Source organism: Flavobacterium sp. KBS0721, from assembly GCF_002007065.3.
GTDB classification, from domain to species: Bacteria; Bacteroidota; Bacteroidia; order Flavobacteriales; family Flavobacteriaceae; genus Flavobacterium; species Flavobacterium piscis.
On record NZ_CP042170.1, the window covers coordinates 369,001 to 394,626 of the forward strand.

At 32.4% G+C, this 25,626-nt stretch carries 24 protein-coding genes; 1 reads left to right on the forward strand and 23 read right to left on the reverse strand.

Annotated elements, in window-relative coordinates:
• Positions 1 to 2: 2 nt before the first annotated feature.
• From pseI to B0M43_RS01860, 19 genes are all read right to left on the reverse strand, one after another.
• Entirely contained in the window at positions 3 to 1,043 is a 1,041-nt protein-coding gene (gene pseI, locus B0M43_RS01770; RefSeq protein ID WP_078006177.1) for a pseudaminic acid synthase, read from the reverse strand.
• Positions 1,044 to 1,049: 6 nt separating this feature from the next.
• A complete protein-coding gene (locus tag B0M43_RS01775) occupies positions 1,050 to 1,760 on the reverse strand; it encodes a PIG-L deacetylase family protein (RefSeq protein ID WP_078005978.1) in 711 nt (236 codons plus the stop codon).
• Positions 1,738 to 2,421 (reverse strand): formyltransferase family protein, encoded by a 684-nt coding sequence (locus B0M43_RS01780; protein WP_078005979.1) that lies wholly within the window; start codon positions 2,419 to 2,421, stop codon positions 1,738 to 1,740. Before B0M43_RS01780 ends, B0M43_RS01775 begins: the two co-directional genes overlap by 23 nt.
• Before the next feature lie 3 nt (positions 2,422 to 2,424).
• A complete protein-coding gene (locus B0M43_RS01785; protein WP_078005980.1) occupies positions 2,425 to 3,444 on the reverse strand; it encodes a GNAT family N-acetyltransferase in 1,020 nt (339 codons plus the stop codon).
• On the reverse strand, positions 3,419 to 4,111 hold the full coding sequence (pseF, locus tag B0M43_RS01790) for a pseudaminic acid cytidylyltransferase (RefSeq protein WP_078005981.1): 693 nt from the start codon (positions 4,109 to 4,111) through the stop codon (positions 3,419 to 3,421). The genes B0M43_RS01785 and pseF overlap by 26 nt, the downstream gene beginning before the upstream one ends.
• Positions 4,104 to 5,258: a UDP-4-amino-4,6-dideoxy-N-acetyl-beta-L-altrosamine transaminase gene (gene pseC, locus B0M43_RS01795; RefSeq protein ID WP_078005982.1), complete on the reverse strand. Its 1,155-nt coding sequence runs from the start codon at positions 5,256 to 5,258 to the stop codon at positions 4,104 to 4,106. The genes pseF and pseC overlap by 8 nt, the downstream gene beginning before the upstream one ends.
• The gene (gene pseB / locus B0M43_RS01800; protein ID WP_078005983.1) at positions 5,258 to 6,268 is read right to left on the reverse strand and encodes a UDP-N-acetylglucosamine 4,6-dehydratase (inverting); all 1,011 of its coding nucleotides are present in this window, start codon (positions 6,266 to 6,268) and stop codon (positions 5,258 to 5,260) included. The genes pseC and pseB overlap by 1 nt, the downstream gene beginning before the upstream one ends.
• 26 nt (positions 6,269 to 6,294) lie before the next feature.
• Positions 6,295 to 7,359 (reverse strand): lipopolysaccharide biosynthesis protein, encoded by a 1,065-nt coding sequence (locus B0M43_RS01805; RefSeq protein WP_078005984.1) that lies wholly within the window; start codon positions 7,357 to 7,359, stop codon positions 6,295 to 6,297.
• 5 nt (positions 7,360 to 7,364) lie between these two features.
• Positions 7,365 to 9,824, reverse strand: coding sequence for an SLBB domain-containing protein (locus tag B0M43_RS01810; RefSeq protein WP_078005985.1), 2,460 nt, complete (start codon positions 9,822 to 9,824; stop codon positions 7,365 to 7,367).
• A gap of 51 nt (positions 9,825 to 9,875) precedes the next feature.
• Positions 9,876 to 10,922: a dTDP-glucose 4,6-dehydratase gene (rfbB, locus tag B0M43_RS01815; protein ID WP_078005986.1), complete on the reverse strand. Its 1,047-nt coding sequence runs from the start codon at positions 10,920 to 10,922 to the stop codon at positions 9,876 to 9,878.
• Between the two features lie 8 nt (positions 10,923 to 10,930).
• A complete protein-coding gene (locus B0M43_RS01820) occupies positions 10,931 to 11,938 on the reverse strand; it encodes a mannose-1-phosphate guanylyltransferase (RefSeq protein ID WP_078005987.1) in 1,008 nt (335 codons plus the stop codon).
• 34 nt (positions 11,939 to 11,972) lie between these two features.
• Positions 11,973 to 13,286, reverse strand: a complete 1,314-nt coding sequence (locus B0M43_RS01825; RefSeq protein ID WP_078005988.1) for a nucleotide sugar dehydrogenase — start codon at positions 13,284 to 13,286, stop codon at positions 11,973 to 11,975.
• Positions 13,287 to 13,555: 269 nt separating this feature from the next.
• The gene (locus B0M43_RS01830) at positions 13,556 to 14,023 is read right to left on the reverse strand and encodes a UpxY family transcription antiterminator (protein ID WP_078005989.1); all 468 of its coding nucleotides are present in this window, start codon (positions 14,021 to 14,023) and stop codon (positions 13,556 to 13,558) included.
• Positions 14,024 to 14,106: 83 nt separating this feature from the next.
• Positions 14,107 to 15,498, reverse strand: a complete 1,392-nt coding sequence (locus B0M43_RS01835; protein ID WP_078005990.1) for a UDP-glucose 6-dehydrogenase — start codon at positions 15,496 to 15,498, stop codon at positions 14,107 to 14,109.
• A gap of 29 nt (positions 15,499 to 15,527) precedes the next feature.
• Positions 15,528 to 16,511: an SDR family oxidoreductase gene (locus B0M43_RS01840; protein ID WP_078005991.1), complete on the reverse strand. Its 984-nt coding sequence runs from the start codon at positions 16,509 to 16,511 to the stop codon at positions 15,528 to 15,530.
• 9 nt (positions 16,512 to 16,520) lie between these two features.
• Positions 16,521 to 18,968 carry a polysaccharide biosynthesis tyrosine autokinase gene (locus B0M43_RS01845; protein WP_078005992.1) on the reverse strand — a complete coding sequence of 816 codons (2,448 nt, stop codon included), beginning with the start codon at positions 18,966 to 18,968 and terminating at the stop codon, positions 16,521 to 16,523.
• A gap of 15 nt (positions 18,969 to 18,983) precedes the next feature.
• A complete protein-coding gene (locus B0M43_RS01850) occupies positions 18,984 to 19,775 on the reverse strand; it encodes a polysaccharide biosynthesis/export family protein (protein WP_065450868.1) in 792 nt (263 codons plus the stop codon).
• A gap of 70 nt (positions 19,776 to 19,845) precedes the next feature.
• Positions 19,846 to 20,466, reverse strand: coding sequence for a recombination mediator RecR (gene recR, locus B0M43_RS01855; RefSeq protein WP_078005993.1), 621 nt, complete (start codon positions 20,464 to 20,466; stop codon positions 19,846 to 19,848).
• A 181-nt stretch (positions 20,467 to 20,647) separates the two neighbouring features.
• Positions 20,648 to 21,013, reverse strand: coding sequence for a CoA-binding protein (locus B0M43_RS01860; protein WP_078005994.1), 366 nt, complete (start codon positions 21,011 to 21,013; stop codon positions 20,648 to 20,650).
• 151 nt (positions 21,014 to 21,164) lie between these two features.
• Here B0M43_RS01860 and B0M43_RS01865 point away from each other — a divergent pair, with 151 nt between their 5' ends.
• Positions 21,165 to 21,794 (forward strand): MarC family NAAT transporter, encoded by a 630-nt coding sequence (locus B0M43_RS01865; RefSeq protein WP_078005995.1) that lies wholly within the window; start codon positions 21,165 to 21,167, stop codon positions 21,792 to 21,794.
• An 87-nt stretch (positions 21,795 to 21,881) separates the two neighbouring features.
• Here B0M43_RS01865 and ctlX read toward each other — a convergent pair whose 3' ends face one another.
• From ctlX to B0M43_RS01885, 4 genes are all read right to left on the reverse strand, one after another.
• Positions 21,882 to 22,817 (reverse strand): citrulline utilization hydrolase CtlX, encoded by a 936-nt coding sequence (gene ctlX / locus B0M43_RS01870; RefSeq protein ID WP_078005996.1) that lies wholly within the window; start codon positions 22,815 to 22,817, stop codon positions 21,882 to 21,884.
• Between the two features lie 58 nt (positions 22,818 to 22,875).
• Positions 22,876 to 23,244 (reverse strand): four helix bundle protein, encoded by a 369-nt coding sequence (locus B0M43_RS01875; protein WP_065450863.1) that lies wholly within the window; start codon positions 23,242 to 23,244, stop codon positions 22,876 to 22,878.
• Between the two features lie 64 nt (positions 23,245 to 23,308).
• Positions 23,309 to 24,223, reverse strand: a complete 915-nt coding sequence (locus B0M43_RS01880) for a dimethylarginine dimethylaminohydrolase family protein (RefSeq protein WP_065450862.1) — start codon at positions 24,221 to 24,223, stop codon at positions 23,309 to 23,311.
• 65 nt (positions 24,224 to 24,288) lie between these two features.
• A complete protein-coding gene (locus B0M43_RS01885) occupies positions 24,289 to 25,566 on the reverse strand; it encodes a citrate synthase (RefSeq protein ID WP_065450861.1) in 1,278 nt (425 codons plus the stop codon).
• Positions 25,567 to 25,626: the final 60 nt, after the last annotated feature.

The window sequence follows — 25,626 nt, forward strand, 5'->3', positions numbered from 1 at the left end:
TATTATTTAATAATATATTCCCATTTTAGTGCGTCACCTTTTTCTAAGTTTGAATTAATCTTTTTACCTAAAATATCTTTAAAAAACTTTGGATGCATTCCAAAACCAGGTCTAATTGATCTAACATTTTTATCAGTAATTAGCTCTCCTTGCTTAATGTCTTCAACAACATACAAAGATCTAGAAAAATCTTTGCCTTTGGCTTGTTTCTCTGTTAAGGAATAATCAACAATTCCTACAGCGCTTTCAGCTTCTCGGACTGCTATAACCATTTTCGTAAACTCTTCTTCATTCATCGAAAAAGACGCGTCTGGGCCGCCGATTGAACGATCTAAAATAAAATGTTTTTCTATAATTTTTGCCCCAAAAACTGTTGCAACAATTGGTACGGTTGCTCCCATTGTATGATCAGAAAGTCCACTAATTACATTATATCGCTCAGCCAAGTCTCTAACCATACACATATTTGCTTCTTCTATTGGAGCTGGATAACTAGAAGTGCATTTAAGTAAAGCAATATCATTATTTCCCATCCTTCTACAGGCATCAAGTGCTAACACAATATCTTCTTGTTCTGCAATTCCAGTAGAAATTATAATTGGTTTTCCCTTTGATGCAGTATACTCAATTAATGGAATATCTGTTATTTCAAAGGAAGCTATTTTATAAGCAGGAACATTCAAATTTTCTAAAAAATCAACTGCTGTTTTATCAAAAGGTGAAGAAAAACATACTAATCCTTCTTCTTCTGCAACTCTAAATAATTCTTTATGCCATTCCCATGGTGTATATGCTTCCTGATATAATTTATGTAAATTTTGTCTATCCCAAATTGTACCTTTGATTATAAAATCATCTTTATCGCAATCTATTGTCATTGTGTCAGCTGTATAAGTTTGTAATTTTATACAGTTTGCACCTGCACGTTTGGCGGCACGAATAGTTTCTAATGCAGTTTCTAAACTTCCATTATGATTTGCAGATAATTCTGCAATTATAAACACGGGTGACGTGCTATTTATTTCTATATTTCCTAATTTCATATTCAATTAGTTGATTGATCTTATTAAACAAAAAGCTTCTGCAAAGTTCGAGCCTACAACAACTCCCCATCTTTGAGCTTGGATTTTCAGTGCCTCTGGTGAACGGGGATGCGGATATTCTCTACGTTCAAATTCATAACTTTCCATCCCTTTGATTTTTGCTTCAACATCTTTCTCTGATACACTGAAAAATAAATTGGGCAAAAAATGCTTTGGATCTGTAGGGGATCTCCATTCAGTTCCTGAAGGAGTTTCAAAAGTTATAATTGTTTTAACTTTCTCATCTCTCATTGGCCGGCAGCAAGTAATTATAGATTCAAATGTTCGTTGGTGGTCAATATTAACATCTCCTCCATGATGTGTAAAAATCACATCTGGATTAAATTGTGTTTTCTCTTTTTCAACTGTCTTTACAATATCAAGTAGTGCTACTGAATCAAATCGATTATCCGGAAAATCATAGATACTTGTACTATGATATCCGATTGCAAATTGCGCCTTTTTGATATTTTCTCTGTGAATAGACAATTCACTTTCCCAAGCTTTAACATCTCTATTGTCTGCTCTGGAAGTTATACCTTCTCCTAAAATCACAACATGCGTTTGCACATTGTATTCGTTAATTAATTTATGAAATGTTGCTCCCAGACCTAATAATTCATCATCTGGATGAGCTACAACAACCATTATTCTTTTATTTCTTAAAGATTCGAACATTCGCATTAATTATTTTTCCAGTTTCATCAAAACTAGCGTTATCAAATTCAAATTTCATTGTATCTGTTTCAATAAATGCCTTAGGATATCCATCACAATCTAGCATTCTAATGTAATCATATATTTTATCTAAATCAATTATATTAGTAAAATTACCTTCTTCCCTTTTTCTTCTTTTAAATTCTACCACTTCACCAACTTGTGGTATAGCAATAGACTTATTTTTAATAATATCGAAAATCATCTTACCAATTATTTCAGAAGCACGAAGGAAAATTTCTGTGGCTGTCCCACTAAGATCTAATGGTTCTTTAAGATAGATGTTTCCTGTATCCAAACCTTGTTCTACCCTTAAAGCCGAAATTTTTGTTGATTTGTGGCCCCTGACAATTAAATTTTGTAACGGACTACCACCTCTTCCATATGGCAAGTCTGTCATATGAAAAACAATACATTCGTACTGTTCATATATTCCCTTTGGAATAATATGGGACCAGTGAGGAATGAAAATTTTATTAGGTTTAAATTTTTCTAATGTCTCTAGATTAAAATCCTCTTTTGAATCAATTAATAGCCAACTGTCATTCTCAAAAGATTCTTGTAATTTTTTAAAAAGGTCTTTATGCCAGCTTTTTTCTGACAAAAAAATATATCTAAGCATATTTTAAGCTAATTTTTGATATTCAAAAAATAATAAATCTGGATCATTTGTAGGCAATTGTTTAAATCCTAGTTTAACAAAAACTGAATATGAAGCTTTATTATCTTTTTTCACTATCGCTTTAAACTTTACATTGTCAATGTTTTCAAGTAAAAAACCCACAATTTTTGTTCCCAATCCTTGACCTCTATAATTACAATCAATAGAATAATCAATCTGCCAACAGTCATCAATTTTATCAATTCTTATTTGTCCTAGTGATTTATTTCCTTGAGTTAAAATAAAAATTTTTGTTTCAAGACTTTCAATTTTGTTTTTGAGCCATTTTAAATGATTTTCCCATATAATTAACTCTTGATTAAGAGCATTTTTTCTAACAAATATATCATTAGCCCAATTAAATAGCAATTCTGCATCATTGTACATCGCCTCTCTTAAAAAAAAATTATCATCTAAAGTGGGAACATGTACATTTTTAAATTTTGAATGAATAACTACATCAATAAACTTACCATTAAAAAAACAATGATTTTTTAAAACAGCTTCTTTATGATAACCTTCCTTTTCTATCACTTCATATAGATGAGGTCTCAAATCAAACGCATAGGTATATATTTTATGAAAGTTTAATTCATTAAAGGCAACATCTTCTATCATTTTTAAATAGATTGACCAATATTTTTTGAAATTGTCTTTTTGTGACTGGGTATCAATCACAAAAGATATTTCAGCATTCAAATCTATCCAATTAATGTGAACCAATCCTCCGTATCCTATGCATACTTCATTTTTCAAAAAAGAAAACAAAATCTGATTTGGCTTTTCAAGTTCAAAAAGTCTAGCTACAACTTCAGAAAAATATTTATCTTGATCTTCTATTGTAAGCGGTTTATCTTGACGTAAATGATAAATTTGTTCATTTCGCCATTTCATTATTTCAAAACGATCTTCATAACGAATCGGAACAATTGAAAAATCTCCTTGAGAGTATACTTGCTTATTTAGTACTTTGTAACAATTCATATTTTAATTCAGCCAATTTCCAATCTACTTCATTGTCAACATCCTGACCTTCCATTTCAGAAATAATTATGCTTCCACTATTTTCAGTTAAGATCTTTTTTTGTTCTAAGCATTTATTTGTTTGCATCCAATAAAACTGTCCTGCATCATGATAACTCTTTTCCAAATCTTGAGATCTCGCTAAACTAAATTCAGGATAGAAAAATTTAATTTTATCTTCTTCAAATTTTAAGCTTCTTTGTATTGGGAATCCAAATGGTATAACGGGAAAAACGCTGTCATAATTATTTGTTTCCAGCATTTTATGACTTTCACTTAGCTTATTAGAAGTAACAAATGGTGCGCAGGCATAAATACAACAAACTACATCGTAATGTTTATTTGTGTCTTTGTATTTTATTAAAACCTCCTCAATAACGTCAAAAGTTGTTGCATAGTCATTTGAATTTTTTTCTGTACGCATAAATGGAACTTTTGCCCCATATTTTAATGCAATTTCAGCAATTTCATCATCATCTGTAGAAACCATTACTTCATCAAATAATCCAGAATTAAGTGCTGCTTCTATAGAATAAGCTATAATAGGTTTTCCTAGAAAAGGTCTAATGTTTTTTCTAGGAATTCGCTTACTTCCTCCTCGTGCAGGAATTATACAAAGATTAGACATTTAAAAATTCAAGTGTTTTTGTGATAACAAATTCTTGTTCTTCAGCTGTTAATGTAGGATACATTGGAAGGCTGATACACTTTGAATAATAATCTTCTGCTTTACTTAAATCAGTATCGCTATTATATCCAATTTCTTTATAATAAGGCAACTGATGAACGGGAATATAATGAATTTGAGCATAAATTTTATTCTGATGCAAATAATCATAAAGTCCCTTTCTATCTTCCACTTCAATTACAAAAAGATGATGTGCATTTAAAAAATTATCTGGTAAACTTTGAAACCTAATTTTTCCTTGAAAAGCACTTTTATACTTTTGAGCAATTTCATTTCTCTTTTCTACACCTTTCTCATTTCTTCCCAATTGAGAAATTCCTAAAGCTGCTTGAAAATCGGTTATTCTATAATTATATCCTAATGTCTGCATTTCATAAAACCAACCACCTTGGTTTTCTGACATATTTTCTTTTGTTATTCCATGAGAACGTAAAAGCAATAATTTTTTATAAACTTCTTCAGAGTTTGTAGTTACCATTCCACCTTCTCCACACGCAATATGTTTTACCGGGTGAAATGAAAAAACAGCTGCATCCGCATATACACCATTTCCACAAAATTGCTTCTGATTTTTAGAATCCATAAAATATCCGCCAGGTGCATGACATGCATCCTCCAAGATCCACAGACTATGCTCATCCGCTAATTTCCTAAACGCTTCTAAATCTACTGGTAATCCAGCAAAATCAACAGGAATAATTCCTTTAAAGAAACCTTTTGGCTTGCTTTCTATTAATTCTTTTGTTTTTTCAAGCGACAACAAATATGTATCTCTATCAATGTCTGCGAACCAGACTTCGGCACCAACAAATCGTGCACAATTAGCTGAAGCCGCAAAAGTTATTGGAGTAGTAATTACTCTATCTCCCTGTTCCAATCCTAAAGCCATGACCCCAATATGAAGACCTGCAGTTGCATTATTGACCGCTACAGCATATTTAGCATCTACAGATTTTGCGAATTTCTCCTCAAACTCTTTTATCTTAGGTCCTTGAGTTAAAAAGTCTGATTTTAAAGTTTCAATTACAACTTTAATATCTTCCTCAGTAATATCTTGTCTTCCGTAAGGAATAATTTTATTTTCCATTATACTTCAAAATTAGCATCAACGTGTTCTTTTATTAAGGCTCTCAAAGTATCAACAGTTTCCCAATCTTCATTTGAGCCAGAATTATAATTAAACCCTTCTTCTACTTTTTTAGCTTTAAAATGATTTAAATATTCTTCTAATTTAAAATTAGGAATTGAAGGTAAGATCGTATAATATTTCCCTAGGTCATAAGTATAAAAAGAGTCTGAAGCTGTAATCATTTCTTCATGAATTTTTTCACCAGGACGAATTCCTACTACATCAAGTGTGCAATCTGGAGCTACAGCCTCAGCGACGTCTGTAATTTTATATGAAGGAATTTTTGGAATAAAAATTTCACCTCCCCAAGCATGTTCCATTGCATGCATCACCATATCAACGCCTCCTTGAAGAGAAATATTAAAACGAGTCATTGCAATATCGGTAATTGGTAATTTACCTTCTTTCTTTTTGTTTATAAAGAATGGAATTACTGATCCGTTAGATCCCATTACATTTCCATATCTAACAACTGAAAATTTTATAGGATTAACTCCTTTAATATTGTTCGCTGCTACAAATAATTTATCTGATGTTAATTTTGTTGCTCCATATAGATTAATGGGTGCGCACGCCTTATCTGTTGATAATGCTACTACATTTTGTACATTAGTCTGCATAGCTGCATGAATAACATTTTGAGCTCCTCCAATATTAGTTTTAATACATTCGTCAGGATTGTATTCTGCTAAATGTACATGTTTCATTGCTGCAGCGTGAATAACATAATCTACATTCTGAAAAGCTCTGATCAATCGCTGTTCATCCCTAACATCTCCAAGAAAAAATCTAATTTGAGGATATTTACTCAAAGGATATTCCTGCGCCATTTGAAATTGTTTTTGCTCGTCACGAGAAAAAATAATTACCTTCTTAACAGATGGATATGTTTCAAAAATATGTTTTGTTAATGCTTTACCTAGAGAACCTGTTCCTCCAGTTATTAATATTGATTTGTTATTTAACATGGTGTTATTGTTGATATTGATAAAAATTAAACTAAAAGCTTTGTTAATCGTCTAATTGTAAAATATAATAAGGCAAAAAATCCTCCTAAAAAACCTCCAATTAAAATCCCTTTCAACTTTCCGAAACGTTCTTTAGCTAATGGTAAAATAGGTCTGTCTATTACTTGAATTAATGGTGTTTCTTTTCTTAAAGTCACTTTGGCCAATTCTACTTGCTTAACCAGTTCTGCTAATATTGCAGTATTTGCCTGCACATCTACTTGTCTTCTTGCTGATGGTGCACGACGAACGTTTAAAGCTGGATTTAAATTAAAAGTATTGTCGTTAGCTATTGCTACTCCAGTTATGGCGCCATTGAGTTCACCACGAATAGAATCAACTTGACGCTCTAAAATAACCATATTAATTCTAGCCTTTTTACTTTTAGTTTCAACATAAAAATCTCCAACTTTTTTAGCCAATCCCTCACAAAAATATTTAGAAAACATTTCATCAGGCGATGAAACATCAATATTTATAATAGCAATTTTTTTGTCTTTCTGACCAACCGTTAAACTTGTAGTAGAGAGTTTTTTAAACATTACTCCTAAAATACTATCCTGAACTCTAGTAAACTTTTTACGATCAGCATTTGGCAGAAACTGAACTTTACTAAATTTAGGGTCTTTATTCCAGATTGCTCTCCAATTGTTATTTTGAATATACATCTCTGCTAAAGAAATTTGTTTTCCATTTACAAAAACAGGAGAAAGTAACGTTTTTTCAACCATTGACCTTGATTTAAATAACTCCGTCAAATTAGACCCCGAAAAGATACCTCCTGCATTTCCTCCTAAATCTAATCCCATAGAACTTGCAAATCCAAGTGCTCCTCCAAATCCACCAGTAGGTTTTTCATCCTCCAAGGCAAAAGAAAGCGTAGCTGTATAAATTGGCTTATTAAATGTCGAGTAAGTAATCCCCAATAAAGATCCTAAAATTGCAATCAAAAAAATATTTTTCCACTTTGAAAAAAAATAAAAAAACCATTCTTTACTTTGTAATATTAATTCTCTTAACGAGAGTTCATCATTCACATTTGTATTGTCCATGAGTTTTATTTAAAAGCTGTTACTATTAATAATGCTAAACTTGTTAACACACTTCCTATACCAACCCATTCTCCTGTGCTCATTTTTCTTGTTTCTGGTTTTTCGGGAACTACTATTTGAGAGCCTGGTTGTACTGTCGGATATGATTTAAAAAATAAAAATGACTTAGTTACATCTGCCCGACCATTAGGGTAAATAATATAAGCTTTTTTCTTCCAACCTTTGCTGTCAACACCTCCAACTGAATTAAGATAATATTTAAATCCTTTTCCAGTTCTATATGGGATTTCAGATGTTAGTAATACATTACCAGCAACTTTCACACCTTCATTGTATACTGCCACTTCAATTTCATCACCAGGAAACAAAGTAACGTTTGAATAATGATTTTTATCTTTTACAATTTTTTCCCAGTTTACAGGTATAGTAGCATATTTCAATTCATCTCTAAGTCTTTTAGATAGTACTCCCTTCAGCGTATCTTTGCTTTTTAATCCTGATTCTTCTTCTGAGGATACTTTGTTCCCAATATTAAAATTTATATTTTCTAATTGTTCAATCTGTTCTTCTTTTATTGGTCTTTTAATTTTCATACCATCTAAATTAGCAATAGATGTTAGCCCTCCCGCCCTCATTACAAGATTGTAAACAGTCTCCTTTTTATTCGCCAGAACATATTTGCCAGGATAAGCAACTGCACCGTTAACTTTGACCATTTCTGGTTTTTCATAAACTGCCACTTTTCTTATATTGATAACATCAAAAGGTTTTAAAACAAAGTTTTTAATTTGTTCATTACTATCAGCAGTAATTTCAAGTTGAACCAATTCAATGCGTTTTGGATCAGAATCATCTATCACATCAGACTTTAGCATTCTAGCAATTTCAACTCTTTTAGATGCTGAGCCCGTTAGACCACCAACCTGAACAACCAAATCATTTAAAGTTAAATTGTCGAAATATTCATATACCCCAGGATTTTTAACTTCACCATCAATTGTTACTTTGTATTCTTCTCTGAAATCCAGAATAGAATATACCGTTACAATATCTTCTCTTTTTAATTTCAGATCAGCATTCAAATCTCCGGATAATGCGGCGCTCAAATCTACATTTACAATCTCAGTGGTTAAATCTGTTTTTAATCTAATAATCCTAGCTCTTTTTGTGTACGCATCCTCCTTCAGACCTTCTGCTCTGGTAATAAGATCCGAAATTCTCATTCCTTCACTATACGAATAATAATCTGGCCTAAAAACAGCACCTTCAATTTTAATTCGATTTTCAAATCTGTTTAATATTTTAGTCACTCTAAACACATCACCAGATTGTGATAAATATGTATTATACTCACTTTCATTTATATCATGTACTTTAAACTCTTTCCCTGTTTTTTGTGTCACATTAACTGATGCAGTATAGGCAAATTCATTAAAACCAGAGGCGAAATTTAATAAATCAGAAAATTTTTCTCCTTTTTTCATTTCGAAAATCCCGGGACGTTTTACTTCCCCTTCAACTGTAACTCTTTGGCTATATGCCGGAATTCGAATAACATCGTTATCCTTCAAACTCACATTATCAGATTGATCTCCTTTCACCAAAAATTTATAGATGTCAACATTTTTATAAACTTTATTATTTCTAATTAATTCTATATTTCTGTAACTTCCGTTTTTTCCTGGACCTCCAGCCAAATGCAAAGCGTTATATACTGTCGCTAAAGAAGAAATTGAGTAATTACCTGGTTGCTTACCTCCAACAATCGTTACCTTAATCGTTCGGATTCTACCTAAGCTCACACTCACTTGGGATTGTCCTGAACTTACTGTACTGTAAACTCTTGCAATGGCAGCTTTAATTTTTTGGGTCGCTGCTTCAATTGACATTCCAGAAACTGAAATTTGTCCTACGTAATCTATAGTTATCTTTCCTTCTACGCTTACCGGTATACTGGCATTATATTCCTGAATGCCATATACACTTACCTGCAATTCATCGCCGGGCCCCAGAATGTAATTCATGGGAGTGGCTAATTTTAAATCCGGTTCAAAATTTAAAGTAGGATTATCAAACAACTCAGAACCAAAAATTAAAGAATTTGTTGAATCTTTTACTTTATCGTTTTTAACTACTTCCTGTTTTCTTCCAAATCCAGAATTTTCCTTATCAACTATGTTTGGTTTATTATCTTTTGAATTTTTCTTATTAAATTCAGAAAGCTTAATTCTTAGTTTATTAAACTCTGTTTGTGTCATTCCCTTTGACAAGGCCATCGACTCTACATTATCAATTGTTGTATTGTTGCTTCTTAACTGTGCACTAATTTTACCCAAATCATCATCAGATAAATAATCAACCTTGATCGTACTCAAATCTTTCGACTTAAGTATGTCTTGGGCATTTGCATTAAATGACAGTGATAAAATAAAAAGCAGCGTAAGAACGAATGTTATCTTTTTCATATAGAATTATAATTTAACCTAAAGTTTGGTTGAAATAAAATTGCTTATTGTTTATGAATATTGTTTTTGGTAATAATCTTTATAAGAACCTGATGTTACATTTTGCAGCCATTCTTCATTATTAAGATACCAATTAATTGTTTTTTCCAAGCCTTCTTCAAATGTAACAGAAGGTTTCCATCCCAATTCTCTATTAATTTTTGATGCATCTATCGCATAGCGTAAATCATGACCAGGTCTGTCTTTTACATAAGTAATCAATTCCTGAGAAGTCCCTTCAGATCTGCCTAATTTTTGATCCATAATTTGGCACAATAATTTTACCAATTCGATATTCTTCCACTCATTAAAACCTCCAATATTGTAAGTTTCATGATTTTTTCCTTCATGAAAAACCAAATCTATAGCAATGGCATGATCTTCTACAAAAAGCCAGTCACGTGTATAATTACCATCTCCGTAAACAGGTAATGGTTCATTATTTATAATATTATTTATAAAAAGTGGAATCAATTTTTCAGGGAAATGGTAGGATCCATAATTATTAGAGCAATTTGTTAAAACATAAGGCAATCCATAAGTTTCTCCATAAGCTCTTACAAAATGATCAGAGCTTGCTTTTGAAGCTGAATAAGGTGAATTAGGATAGTAAGAAGTAGTTTCTGTAAAAAGACCTTCAACTCCAAGTGAACCATACACTTCATCAGTACTAATATGGTAGAAACGTTTTCCGTCAAAATTATCTTTCCATTGATTTTTAGCTGCATTCAATAAATTCATCGTACCAATAACATTAGTCCTAACAAATGCTAAAGGATCTTCAATAGAACGATCTACATGGGATTCTGCTGCCAAATGCAAAACACCATCAAAATTATGAATTGAAAAAAGTTCATTTATAAAGCTCTCGTCTACTATATCTCCTTTTACAAAAGTATAGTTAGACTGATTTTCAATATCCTTAATGTTTTCCAGATTACCTGCATAAGTTAATGCATCTAAATTAAAAATTTGGTATTCTGGGTATTTGTTTACGAAACGTCTTACTACATGTGAACCAATAAAACCGGCACCACCGGTTATAAGAATCTTTTTCATTTTGAATATTAATTTAATAAATCGGAATTTATTTTTTCTAATTCACTATAGATATCCTTAACATCTTGCGAATTTTCTTTTTGCAAAATTAAATTTGCTGTATCGGTATATACAAAAATAGTATTTTTTAATCCTAAAAAAGTGGTATGCTTACCAGAACCAATTACCATATTTCCATTTTTGTCTGTCGGATGTCCTTTTGTCACTAAATAATCGTAAACCGACTCAAATGATCCTAAATCTGACCATGAAAAAGCAGCAGGTACCACTTTAATTTTTTTACTACGCTCCATTACCGCATAATCAATACTTATTGATGGAATTTCTAATGATAAATCCAAGTCTAAAAACCCATTTTCACTTGCCTCCCAGACAGTTTTAGATTTCTCATATACATCAGGTTGAAATTGTTTTAGTTCATCCAGAAGAACACTTGCTTTGAAACAAAACATTCCACTATTCCACAAAAAATTTCCTTTTGCAATAAACTCTTTAGCTGTAGTTTGGTTAGGTTTCTCTCTAAATGAAATTACCCTATCTCCTTTTGATTCAATATAACCGTATCCAGTTTCCGGTTTGGTTGGAATAATACCAAAAGTTACAATAAATCCTTCTTCTGCCATTAAAACTGCTTCCTTTATAGCTTTATTATAATCCTCTATTTTATCAATAATATGATCTGAAGGTGTTACAATTAATATGTCATCCGGATCTGATGCAAACGCAGCAAAAGCTATTGCAGCAGCAGTATTGCGAGGCGTAGCTTCAACAATGTTCATATAAGAAGTTTTGGTTTTATCCATAACCTTACCACTTAAATGATGATTATCAACATTTCCCACCACCATTACTTTATTTATTAAGTGACTGTTACGATCAACAGTCATTTCAAATAAAGATTTATTTTCAAATATTTCAAGATATTGTTTAGGCTGGCTTTTTCTTGAAAGAGGCCATAATCTGCTTCCTACTCCTCCAGTCAAAATAACATGTATAATTGATTTTTGTGTTTCCATTTTTTTTAAAAATAAAAAAAAGAATTTTTAAATACTATAACCTGTTATCAGCTATACTACCCAAAACTCCTTTGACATCGTATAATAAACTATTTTCTTTTTGCAACTCTGAGAAATTTAAATCTAAAAATTCTTTGTGAGAAACTCCGAGCACAATTGCGTCAAATGTATCATTTGGCAAAGTGTTAATTGTTACTAAATTATATTCTTTTTTTACATCATTCACATTAGCCAATGGATCAAATATGGTTACTAAAATTCCGTATTCTTTTAATGCTTTTACAACATCTACAATTTTGGTATTGCGAACATCCGGACAATTTTCTTTAAAAGTAATTCCAAGCATTAAAAGATTTGCACCATTAACCGAAATTCCTTTTTTGATCATCAACTTTACTATTTGAGAGGCAACGTATTCTCCCATGCTGTCATTCAAACGGCGACCAGCTAAAATTATTTCGGGATGATAACCAAATTCCTGGGCTCTTTGTGCTAAATAATAGGGATCCACACCAATACAGTGTCCTCCTACTAATCCAGGTTTAAAAGGCAAAAAATTCCATTTTGTTGATGCGGCAGCTAATACTTCCTGCGTATCAATATTCATTAAGTTGAATATTTTAGCCAGTTCATTTACAAAAGCGATATTAATGTCTCTTTGTGAGTTTTCTATCACTTTAGCCGCTTCTGCCACTTTTATAGAAGGCGCTAAATGTGTTCCGGCAGTAATTACTGACTTATATAAATTATCAACTTTTAAACCAATTTCAGGTGTTGAACCTGAAGTTACTTTTAAGATCTTTTCTACTGTATGCTCTTTATCTCCCGGATTTATTCTTTCTGGTGAATATCCGGCATAAAAATCCTCATTAAATTTTAATCCTGAAACTTTTTCTAAAACCGGAACACATTGCTCTTCTGTCGCTCCAGGATAAACTGTCGATTCGTAAATTACGATATCTCCTTTTTTTAATATTTTACCAACAGACTCACTCGATTTATATAATGGAGTCAAGTCTGGACGATTATTTTTATCTACTGGCGTAGGAACCGTAACTATAAAATAATTACAATCTGCAATATCGTTTAAAGAAGTCGTGCAATACAATCCCGCGTCAGAAGTGGAATTATCTACTAAAACATTCTTCAATGTAGCATCATCAACTTCTAATGTTGTATCTGTACCTGATTTTAAAGAAGCTATTCTTGATTCATTAATATCAAAACCTATAACTGAATATTTAGTAGCAAATAATCGAGCCAAAGGCAGGCCAACATAACCCAAACCAATAATGGCTATTTTTACGTTTTCGTTCAATTTGTAATCTTTTTTATCTATTTCAGTCATAACAATTCACGGCTTCGCCTCTCTGAGTCACAAAAATTGGACACAGATACTCTAAAATCATTTTCGGCAAATATAACATATTAAGTCAATCTATTCAATACGGTTTCCCGTAATACAGAAAAAACAACCAAATAAATAGCACCAATAACCACCAACGCTCTATCAATCAGTATGTAAAAATTCACCTTATAAAAAAAACAGAAAATAAACTTTCTATTTAGAGAAATTTTACCTTCTGTTAGTATCAATAGTTACACAATATAACTACATTATTTATATTTTATTTTAAGAACACATCCTAAAGATTCCAAAACTAATGTATAATAGGTGTTTGAAATTTCCTGAACTATCGCATCCTGATTACTAAAAACTCCTGATTCTAACTTTATACGATCCCCTACCTGAATCGAAGTTACTGAAATATCACTGATATTTGGAGCTGCCAAGCTTGTTTTTATTATTTTAATTTCTTCATCACGAACAATTGCAGGTTTTCCTAACCAAAACAGAAATCGAACTACGCCAGAAACTTGAAAAACAGAACTACGATCAGTATCTTCTAACTGAACAAAAACATAGGAGTTAAAAAGCGGCACCTCAATCTTCTTCTTTCTATCTGTCCATTGTTTGATTTGAATTATTAATGGACAATAACATTCAATTCCAATTTCATTAAGTTTTTCGGCAACTTTTTTCTCCCACTTGGGCTTTGTATACACTACATACCAATTTTTCATTTTTGTATCTTATTGAAATAAAATTTTAAAACAATCTCTCACTATTCATTTCATATCAAATTTCACCTCAATATCTTTTTCAATTAAGAACCTATTCCTTTATAAATAAACCCTATTAATTCTAATTCTTTTGCATTCAAAATATTTCTTCCGTCAAAAAGAAATGCCGGTTTGTGCATTGAATCGTAAATTTTTTGCCAATCATAGCTTGTAAATTCATCCCATTCTGTTAGAATCGCAATGGCGTGAGCGCCTTTACATGCCTCATAGGCATTATCAAATATTGATAAGGCTTTGCTATTTGCTTCGTCACTTCTGGTTTCTAAATAATCTAAATCACTTAGCATTTTATTTCTCAAAACTTTAGGATCATAAACAGAGATTTTTGCCCGCTCATTGATAAGATCATCAGCAACATAAATTGCAGCAGATTCTCTGGTATCATTGGTATCTTTTTTGAAAGCCCATCCCAAAAATGTAATTTTCTTATCAGCAACTGTATTATATAAAGTTTGCACAATTTTGTTCGAAAATCTTCTTTTTTGATGATCATTCATTATAATTACCTGTTCCCAATAATCAGCCACCTCATTTAATCCGTAAGATTTTGCGATGTAGACCAAATTCAGAATGTCTTTTTGGAAACAAGAACCACCAAAACCAACAGATGCTTTTAGAAATTTAGGCCCAATTCTGCTATCCATTCCAATTGCTTTTGCAACTTCGCTCACATCAGCTCCCGTTTTTTCGCATAGTTCAGACATTGCATTTATAGATGAAATACGCTGTGCCAAAAATGCATTTGCAGTTAGCTTAGAAAGTTCTGAAGACCAAACATTTGTTGTCAAAATTTTATCTTTGCTTACCCAATTTGCATAAACATCAACTAAAGCATTAATTGCTTCTTCACCTTCCGGCGTTGTATCTCCACCAATTAATATTCGATCAGGATTTAGCAAATCTGTCACAGCAGTTCCTTCAGCTAAAAATTCAGGATTTGATAAGATTTGGAACTGAACTCCATTTCCGGTATTGTCCAGAATACTTTTTATCGCTTCGGCTGTACGTACTGGTAAAGTTGATTTTTCTACGACAATTTTATTATTCTTCGCAACTTTGGCAATTTGTCTGGCACAAAGTTCTATATATTTTAAATCGGCAGCCATGCCTTTTCCTTTTCCGTAGGTTTTTGTTGGCGTATTTACAGATATAAAAATAACCTGAGCCTCATCAATTGCTTTTTCTACTTCTGTCGAAAAGAAAAGATTTCTTCCTCTTGCCTCAGCTACTATTTCTGAAAGTCCCGGTTCATAAATTGGAATATTATCTGTATTTGGATCGTTCCAGTCTTTAATTCTTTGTTCATTCAAATCAACAACAGTCACTTGAATATGCGGACATTTTTGAGCAATTACTGCCATTGTCGGACCTCCAACATAACCTGCACCAATGCAACAAATTTTTGTAATTTTCATTTAATTTACTATTATCTTGATCCTTAATTTTATTTTAAATTATTCCAATACCAGCTTACAGCTTCTTTTAACCCATCTTGCAATGAATATTTAGGATCATATCCTAAAATTGTTTTCGCTTTATCTATACTTGCTAATGAATGCGGAATATCTCCTGCTCTATTTTCTCCATAAACAATTGCTACATCTGCAATTTTAGCATCAAATTCAGATAGATATTTTTTTAAGTATCCTACCAGATCGTTTAATGTATTGCGATCACCAAATGCGGTATTGTAAACTGTATTTATAGCTTCCGGATTTTGACTCATCATTGCTAATTCATTCATCTGAATTACATTGTCGATATAAGTAAAATCACGGGAATAATTTCCGTCTCCATTTATGATTGGACTTTCATGATTCATTAATTGTGTAACAAACTTCGGAATCACCGCGGCATACGCTCCATTTGGGTCTTGCTTTCTTCCAAAAACATTAAAATAACGCAAACCTATCGTCTCCAAACCATAAGTTCTGCTGAAAATTTCAGCATACAATTCGTTTACATATTTTGTAATAGCATATGGTGATAATGGTTTACCAATAACATCTTCTACTTTTGGCAATCCCTCAGAATCTCCATAAGTTGAGGAACTTGCTGCGTATACAAATCTTTTAACTTTCGCATCACGGGCAGCCACTAGCATATTTAGAAAACCGGAAACATTCACATCATTTGTCGTGATGGGGTCATTTATAGATCTCGGAACAGAACCTAAAGCGGCCTGGTGCAAAACATAATCAACTCCATCCACCGCTAAATTACAATCGGCGATATTTCGAATATCACCTTCTATCAATTTATAATTCGGATTATCTATAAAATCTTTTAAATTATGGCGGTGTCCTGTAGCAAAATTATCCAGACAAACTACTTTATATCCCAATCCTAAAAAATATTCGGACAAATTTGAACCAATGAAACCTGCTCCACCTGTAATTAAAATTGTATTTTGAGTTGATGTTTTCATTTTTACCAATTATTTTTTCCTGAATTTATTCAAAATTTCTTTCCAGAAACTTATTCTATCTCCTTCATCATGATAACCATTTGAATAAGCTCCATAGCCGTACCCATATCCATAAGCAGTGCCATATTTCGCTTTATTTTCATAACCATTTAAAATAATACTCGCATTTGCAAGCTCACCACGCTGTACTCTGGTATTTAGCAACGTTATCATGTCTTTTTTAGTATAATTTTGTCTCACTATATAAAGCGTAACATCTGCAAATTGTGCTAACTCTAATGCATCTGACACTAACCCAACCGGAGGCGTGTCCAGAATAATATAATCGTATTGCTGTTTCAGCTCCAAAATCAAGTCCCGCATTGCATCGCTCAAAATTAACTCTGACGGATTTGGCGGAATTGGTCCCGAAAGAATCACATCAAGATTAGGAATTTGTGTTGGATTGATAATCTCAGCTAAACTATTTTGTTTTATTAAATAATTTACAACCCCTATTTGATTTTTCAAATTAAACTCATCTGCCAATCTTGGTTTTCTTAAATCTAAACCAATGATTACAGTTTTCTTTTCGCTTAAAGCGAAAACTGTAGCGATATTTATCGAACAAAATGTTTTTCCTTCACCACTTATAGACGAAGTAATCATCAATGTTTTCGAACCGCTTACCTGTTGTTTTTTATATAAAAACTGCAACGAAGAACGAATCGTTCTAAAGGCTTCTGAAAGTGCCGACTTTGGTTTATCGAAAACCGCTAAATTCAGAGAATCTTTATTTACTCCAATTACTCCAATTAATGGAATTTGAGTTAATTTACTAATATCTTCAGTATTCTGGATTGAATTATTAATAAAGAAAATTCCAAAAATAAACAGTAAAGGTATTAACGTCCCCAAGAATAAAGCCAGAATATAATTTACAGAAGTTTTTGGACCAATTAATCCTCCCCCAATATCTTTTGCAGGATCTATAAAATGAATATCTGATAAATTCGAAGCTTTAACAATCTCAGCCTCATTTCTTTTCTTTAAAAATTCATTATAAATATTATCGCTTAAATCGTATTTTCTTTGGATCTTCAATAATTCCTGCTGTTGTTCCGGAAGTCTTTTTACAGTACTTTCAGCCTGACCTATTTTAGCATTTACCATTGCCAAATCTGTCAATAAAGATCCTTTTGCAGAAGCAATATTCTCCAGTAAAACATTTTTCACAGCTTGCATCTGGTTGTCAAAATCTTTAAAGATCTTATCACTTTTTACCGCATAAGCCATTTCTGATCTTTGTGTAGAAAGCGCTATAAGTTTCGATACATTCACAACAACATTTGGATCTTCGATTCCGGCAACAGATGGTGCAGGCAATCTCGAATAATCAACGCTATTATTTAAATATGATTTTAAAGAATTGTAGTACGCTATCTTTCTTGTGACCTGATCTCTTTCAACATCAAAATCCATTATTTTATCTGAAACTTTCTCGCCTCCTCCTTCAATCTCATAAATATTTTTGTCTTTTCTAAAAGATTTAAGCTCACTTCCAGTTTCTTTCAATTGTGACTCCATTGCAACAAGAGTACTATCAATAAAACGAATGGTATTAGTGGCAAATTGATTTTTTCCGTCAAGCTGAAGTTTGATTAACATTTTTACTGTTGCATTCAAATATTCGACCATTCGTGCTTTATTTGTTCCCTGCATTGACAATGTTAATATCGATCCGCCTTTGTCGTCAGAACCAACATTCACTCCTCTGTAACCTGATACAGTACCATCAAAATCATTGAATTTTACAAAATATTCGTTCCCTGTGTACATACCTGGATTATCATTTATTTGAAGCTTCCAGTTTAAAAAAGGCAACGAAACTTGTTCGCCAACTTTATATTTCTTCACAAATTCTGTTGGCTGAACAGCAGTATTGCTGTATGTATTAGTAGAATAAGTTATTAACGAAACAGCATTATTCTCGAAAGGTATACGAATTTCATATTCATTAGCACTCAGAAATTTAATACTGATCAAGGTATTCGCCAACTGACCTTTTGATTTGTCTATATTGACATAAAACGGAACAGCACCGTAAGAGTCTACTAAATTGTATTTTCCCTGGGTAAGGTAATCGATGTAAAATTGCAATTTATCTACCACCAATTCGTTATGAGATCGTGATTGTATAATAGTCGAAATTCCGTTTACCTGATCTGAAACTCCTCCCCAATTAAAAACCAAACTGGTATTTGATGTAAAAAATGGGTTTCTTTCTTCTTTTATTGAAACCATGGTTTGCATGGCGTAAATTTTTTCTTTTCGAATATTTACCTGATATGCAATTGTAAAAGCAATTATCAAACTAGCCAAAAACCATTTCCAATAACTTAAAATCTTTAACAAGAATCCTTTAAAATCAAAATTTGAATGATTCTCAAAAATGGAAAAATCTTTTATATCTAACATTTTTTGAATTTGGTTTTAGTTTTTAAGCAGTAGAAAAACTGTTGTAGCTAATGACAAAACAGTAATAATTGTAGTGATGGATTCTATACCTGTTTTTCCTGTTCCCCAGGTTTTTTGTTTGAGCGGTTTCACATAAACATAATCATTGGGCTGCAAATAAAAGTAAGGTGATTTTATCACATTAACATCTGTTAAATCAATATCATGCATTTGGACACCCGTTGGGGTTTGACGAATTATTGTTACCTCTTTTCTATTCCCGGTTATGGTTATATCGCCGGCATTTGCAATGGCTTCCATAATATTAACATGCTCCTGAAACAATGTTTTTGTACCAGTACTTCCTACTTCGCCATTTATTGTATATCTAAAACCTGCTAATTTTACGGTAACAAAAATATTAGCTTCTTTTTTAAAATATTCTTCCAGCAATTTTTTTTCAATTGTAACCCGGACTTCTTCAAGCGTATATCCTATAACATTAATTTCTCCTAATATTGGCATTCTAATATTGCCGTGATCATCAACAGTAAATCCGTTAAAATACAATCCTGACTCAGATTTCCCAGCTCCCGAAGCACTATCTGTTGTATTAAAAATTGAAACTAATTTAGGATCAATTGCTTTTATATCGACACTTAAAATGTCATTTACTTGTAATCTATATGGTTTAGATTCTACTGCGGCAATATTATTTTGCTCTGCTGAAGTATTTTTATCCTGCAAATAGGTTAAGTCTTTTACTGGAATACAGGATGTAAACAACACACCAATTAACAGTAATATATAAAAGCCGTTTTTTGTCATTATTGAAATTTTATCGCAAATATAGCTTTTCCTTTAATCTTCAGAAAATCTAGCCTTTATTTGGGTTTATTTAATTATTTTTGAAAGTTTTTTCGAACGGAACACGATGTAAAATACTTCTTCCGAGTGTAATTTCGTCTGCATATTCTAACTCATCACCTACAGAGATACCCCTGGCAATTGTAGAAATTATAATTTCTGATTCGGCAATTTGCTTATAGATATAAAAATTGGTAGTATCCCCTTCCATAGTTGAACTAAGGGCAAAAATAATCTCGATTACTTTTCCCGCTTTTACTTTCTCGACCAAACTCGAAATGTTTAACTGACTTGGGCCGACACCTTCTATGGGAGAAATTTTTCCGCCTAAAACATGATAAATTCCTTTATACTGACCGGTATTTTCGATCGCCATAACGTCACGAATATCTTCGACTACGCAAATAGTCTGATGATTTCGTGCCAAATTCGCACAGATTTCGCAAACTTTTGTATCTGAAATATTGTGACAGCTTTCGCAAAATTTAATATCCTCACGCATATTTAATAATGCCTGAGACAAAAAGCCTGTTTGTTCTTTGGGCTGTTTTAATAAATGAAGCACCAAACGCAATGCCGTACGCTTACCAATTCCAGGCAATTGCGACATTTCGTTGACTGCTTTTTCTATTAATTTTGATGAAAATTCCATGACGACAAAAGTAATATTTTTAATGGTTTAGTAGACTGGGAGACAACTAAATTCAATATGATCAAGAATACTAATTATAAATACAAAAGTTCTTTCTAGCCCAGATGGTAACGGCATCCTTTTGTGGTGGGGTTCACCACAAAAGATATAGTGGACAGCTGGAAATAGCTCCTGAAAAAAATTAATATTGATTTGTAGCCAATAAAACCAAAGTACAAGCAACTTCTGCCTTAATATTATTCAATTCTAATAATTGATATAATTCGGGATTTTCAGTTCCCGGATTAAAAACTACACGTTTGGGCTGTGCTTCGATTATGTAATTGTAGTAATCACGCTGACGCGTAGGATTTAAATATAACGTTACCGTATCTACATTTTTTACCGGAATTGCTTTGGTATAAATTTTTACACCTGCAACTTCTCCCGTGTTTTGACCAATTGCCAATACAGTATGTCCTTTTTCGACTAACATATTTATGGCTCTAAAAGCGTAACGATCTGGTTTAGTGGTTGCACCCAGAACTAAGGTTTTTTTATTTTTCATCATTTTTAAATATTTTACAAAAGTAATCAAAAAGAATGAGCTTATTTTAGGTTATTGATTTAGAAATAATAACATTCGAAACAATATCCTAACAAGAATTTGCTTTCGGATATTAAAAAATAACTATTTTTACTTCATTAACTCAAACTTCATGGATTTATTCATTTATTTATTTGCTGCTCTTTTCTCGGTCTTAAATCCGATTGGGACGGTGCCAATTTTTGTTGGACTTACACAACATGATTCTCAGGAAGAACGTTCCCGAATCTCGCTTTGGACTGCTATAAACGTTTTTATCATTTTAATTGTTTCGTTTTTTATTGGCCAATATGTTCTAAGCTTTTTTGGAATTAGTATTGACGCTCTTCGAATTGCGGGCGGAATTGTAATTGTAAACTCTGGTTTTTCTTTGCTTTCCGGAAAAATTAATAAAAAACGAGGAATTAATAAAAAGGTTGAAACAGATGCACAACAACGTAATGATATTGCACTAACACCATTAGCAATACCAATGCTGGCAGGCCCGGGATCAATATCTTTGCTTATCGCTTTTTATCAGGAGCATCACGGAATGGAGGAAATTGTCATCTCTACCTTGGCTATTTTAGCTATTGCAGTTGCCATTTTTGCCATTTTAAAAAGCGCCCATTATTTAGCACGAATATTAGGAGCATCCGGAATTGTTGCTATTTCAAGAATTGTTGGTTTTATAGTAATTTCTATCGGAATTCAATATATCGTAAGTTCGATTATTAATATAGTCAAAGGAAATTTGATGTAACTCGTTCAATATTTCAAATAAAAATATCCAAATTCCAAAAGCTGAAAATCAGTAAGGAATTTGGATTTTTTTTTAAGTTACTAAAGCTTAATTTCTTGGCAGAAAAACTTCGGCCATCATGCATCTTGCACTTCCGCCTCCGCAAGCTTCAATCGTATCAAGGCTTGAACTTAAAATTTCAGCATGATTTTCTAATTGCGCAATTTGCTTTGGCGTTAAACTTTGATGTGCTGATGCACTCATAACAATATATTTCTTGTCATTTGTACCTCGAACTTCCAGCATATTACCGGCAAAATTATTTACCTGAGCCTCGGTAATCAAAATAATTTCTTTTTTATCCGCTTTTAGGTTTTCAAGAACCATTTTGCGTTCTTTTTTATCATCTATAGAATCTGCACAGACAACAGCAAATGTTTCTCCTAAACACATCATTACATTAGTATGATAGATTAGTTTACGTTCTCCATTGACAGTTTGAAAAGCTTCAAAAATAACCGGAGCATAATCAAAGTCTTCACAGAATTCGATAAATAATTCTTCATCGGCGCGAGGAGACAAAGCACAATATGCTTTTGCATTCGCACGGTCTAAAAGCAAACTTCCTGTTCCTTCCAAGAAAAAGCCATCTTCTTCTGCAGATGTATAATCCATTATATTAGCAATTTCGAATCCTTTATCTTCAAGAGTATCCAAAATATCTTCTCGACGTTCCTGACGGCGATTTTCTGCAAACATTGGATAAAGTGCTACATCTCCATTTTCATGAAAAGAAACCCAGTTGTTTGGAAAAATACTATCCGGAGTATCTGTTTCTAATGTATCATCAATAACCGTAACATCAACCCCAACAGCTCTCAATTTTTCTACAAAAACATCAAATTCTTGTTGCGCTTTTGCATTTACCGTACTTGGTAAAAGTCCGTCTAATACTTTTTGATAATAATTATTTACTGCAGTTTGCTCATTCATTCTAAAGGCAACTGGCCGAATCATTACAATTGCATTTGTTGTTTGTTTCATTTTTATTTTTGTTATGGGTTGTAGGTTATGAGTTTTGAGTTTCTAAACTATAAGGCACTTAACTTTTCCACTTCTCTTCAACATATTTAATAAAATTAAATATTCTCCCTCCCAACCCTTCATAATTATTAATTAACTGATCCATACTACTAAATGTATTAGGATAAAGTTTCGCTATTTTTTCTAAATGCCCAATAGTTTCAAGACAACTTGAATGTGAATAAATTAAAAATTTAATAAAATCCGCTTTATATCTTCTTCTCCCATAACCTTCAACTATATTAGAAACTATAGAATCTGAAGATCTACGAATCTGACTTCCTAACTCATACAATTCATACTTAGGAAGTTTTAGCGACGAAGGATGAACTATATAAAACAGCTCCAGTCCAATTTTGTAGACATCTAAATCTTTATAACTTTTCATAAAAAAACTTATTGAATCTCATTCCCACACTCATAACTCACACCTCACAACACAAAACTCAAAACTAGTCTCTAATTAAAGGCAAAGTCGAACATCTCAACAAACCTTCTTGCTTTGCAATTTCAGCATACGGAATTTCTTCAACGGTAAAACCTTTAGCACGTAACCAATTGTTCAATCTTGTAAAATTTTTCTCTGAAACGACTACATTTTCATCAATAGAAAACACGTTAGAAAACATGTTGTACATTTCGTTTCTTTCGATGTGAAATAAGTTTTCTTTTCCAAAAAGATTCACTAAATACATGTAATCAGCTTCTTCGCGGAAACCTCTTTTATAAATAATACCTTTATCTTTTCCAACAGGCTGAAAACAACAATCTAAGTGCAAAGCATTGTCTCTGGCTTCGATTTTAGATTTAACCAAATCAAACTCTTTTACGATTTTGTTTGGAAACAACTCTTTAATAAAGTTAACACCATGCATATTAGTTCTTGCCGTAATATAATCTTTATAGTCACTTCCTTTATATGTCCCGATAAAGATATGATCATTCCAGAGCATAACATCTCCACCTTCGATGTGAACTTCTTCCGGCGGACGAACCACTTTTAAAGGATCTATCTGATCAATTATATATTGAATCGCATCTAACTCACGTTCTCTATCAGGAAGAATATTAGATTTCACAAAAGTATCATCTATTACAAAACCTATATCTCTGGCAAAAATCTGATTATAATTTTCAATCATCTCAGGACGATAAACCGTTACATCATATTTTTGAAAAACAGCATTAAAAGCATCCATTTCAGCAACCATATCTTTTTCGACAGGATAAGTTCCTGCCTTAATATGCTCCAATGATTTAGGATCATAAGCCTCGTCTAAAGATGGAGTTGGCCCATTATGAACAGCAGAACCCAAGACTACAGCACGCAATCTAGACGTTTCGTTCTTTATATTTAATTGCAACATAACTTTATTATATTTTGGCCAAAGATAAAAAAAGCTTCACAGTTAAGTGAAGCTTTAAAATATTTTTATTTGTTCGACTTAAAGTCTCTCAACGGGTGCCCAGTATAAATTTGTCTTGGACGGCCAATTGGCTCTTTATTCTCACGCATCTCTTTCCATTGTGCAATCCACCCTGGTAATCTACCGATAGCAAACATTACTGTAAACATATCTGTAGGGATTCCTAGTGCTCTGTAAATAATTCCAGAATAGAAATCTACGTTTGGATATAAGTTTCTTGATTTGAAGTATTCATCTTCCAAAGCTGCTGTTTCTAATTTTTTAGCAATCTCTAAAATAGGATCTTCAACACCTAAAGTTTCTAAAACTTCTTTAGCTGCTTTTTTAATAATTTTTGCTCTTGGATCAAAGTTTTTGTAAACTCTGTGACCAAATCCCATTAAACGGAAAGGATCATTTTTATCTTTCGCTTTCGCTAAAAATTTATCAGTATCACCACCGTCTTTATTAATTTCTTCTAGCATTTCAAGCACTGCCTGATTTGCACCTCCATGAAGTGGCCCCCAAAGTGCAGAAACTCCTGCAGAGATAGAAGCAAATAAACCAGCATGAGATGAACCTACCATTCTTACTGTAGAAGTAGAACAGTTTTGTTCGTGATCTGCATGAAGAATAAATAATTTATCTAATGCTGCTACGATAACCGGATTAGCCGAATAAGGGCTTGTAGGCAATTTAAACATTAATTGCATAAAATTATCTACATAACCTTGTGTATTGTCATAATAATTTAACGGATAACCCATAGTTTTTCTATAAGTCCAGGTAGCAATTACAAGAAATTTACCCATTGTTTTACAAATGGCTTCGTACATCTCTTTTTCATTTTCAACGTTTACCGCTTTTGGATTAAATGCTGTTAAAGCACTTGTCAAAGCTGATAACACTCCCATTGGGTGAGCTGTTTTGGGGAACCCATCAATGATATTTTTCATCTCTTCGTTTACCAAAGTATGTTTTCTAATACCATTTTCGAACTGCTCTAATTGTTGAGCTGTTGGCAATTCACCAAAAATTAAAAGATAAGATACTTCCAAGAAATTAGCTTTCTCAGCTAAATCTTCGATTGAATATCCTCTGTAACGCAAAATTCCTAATTCTCCGTCTAAGAAGGTGATTTCACTTTTGCAAGAACCAGAATTTTTATATCCAGGGTCTAAAGTAATAATACCAGTTAAATCACGTAATTTGTTAATATCGATAGCTGATTCATTTTCGCTCCCCGTAATTACCGGAAGTTCAATTTTTTGACCATCTACTTCTAATGTAGCTATTTTTGACATAATATATCGGAAATAAATCTTTAAAATAATAATTTATCAAATCTAAGGAATTTAAGACTA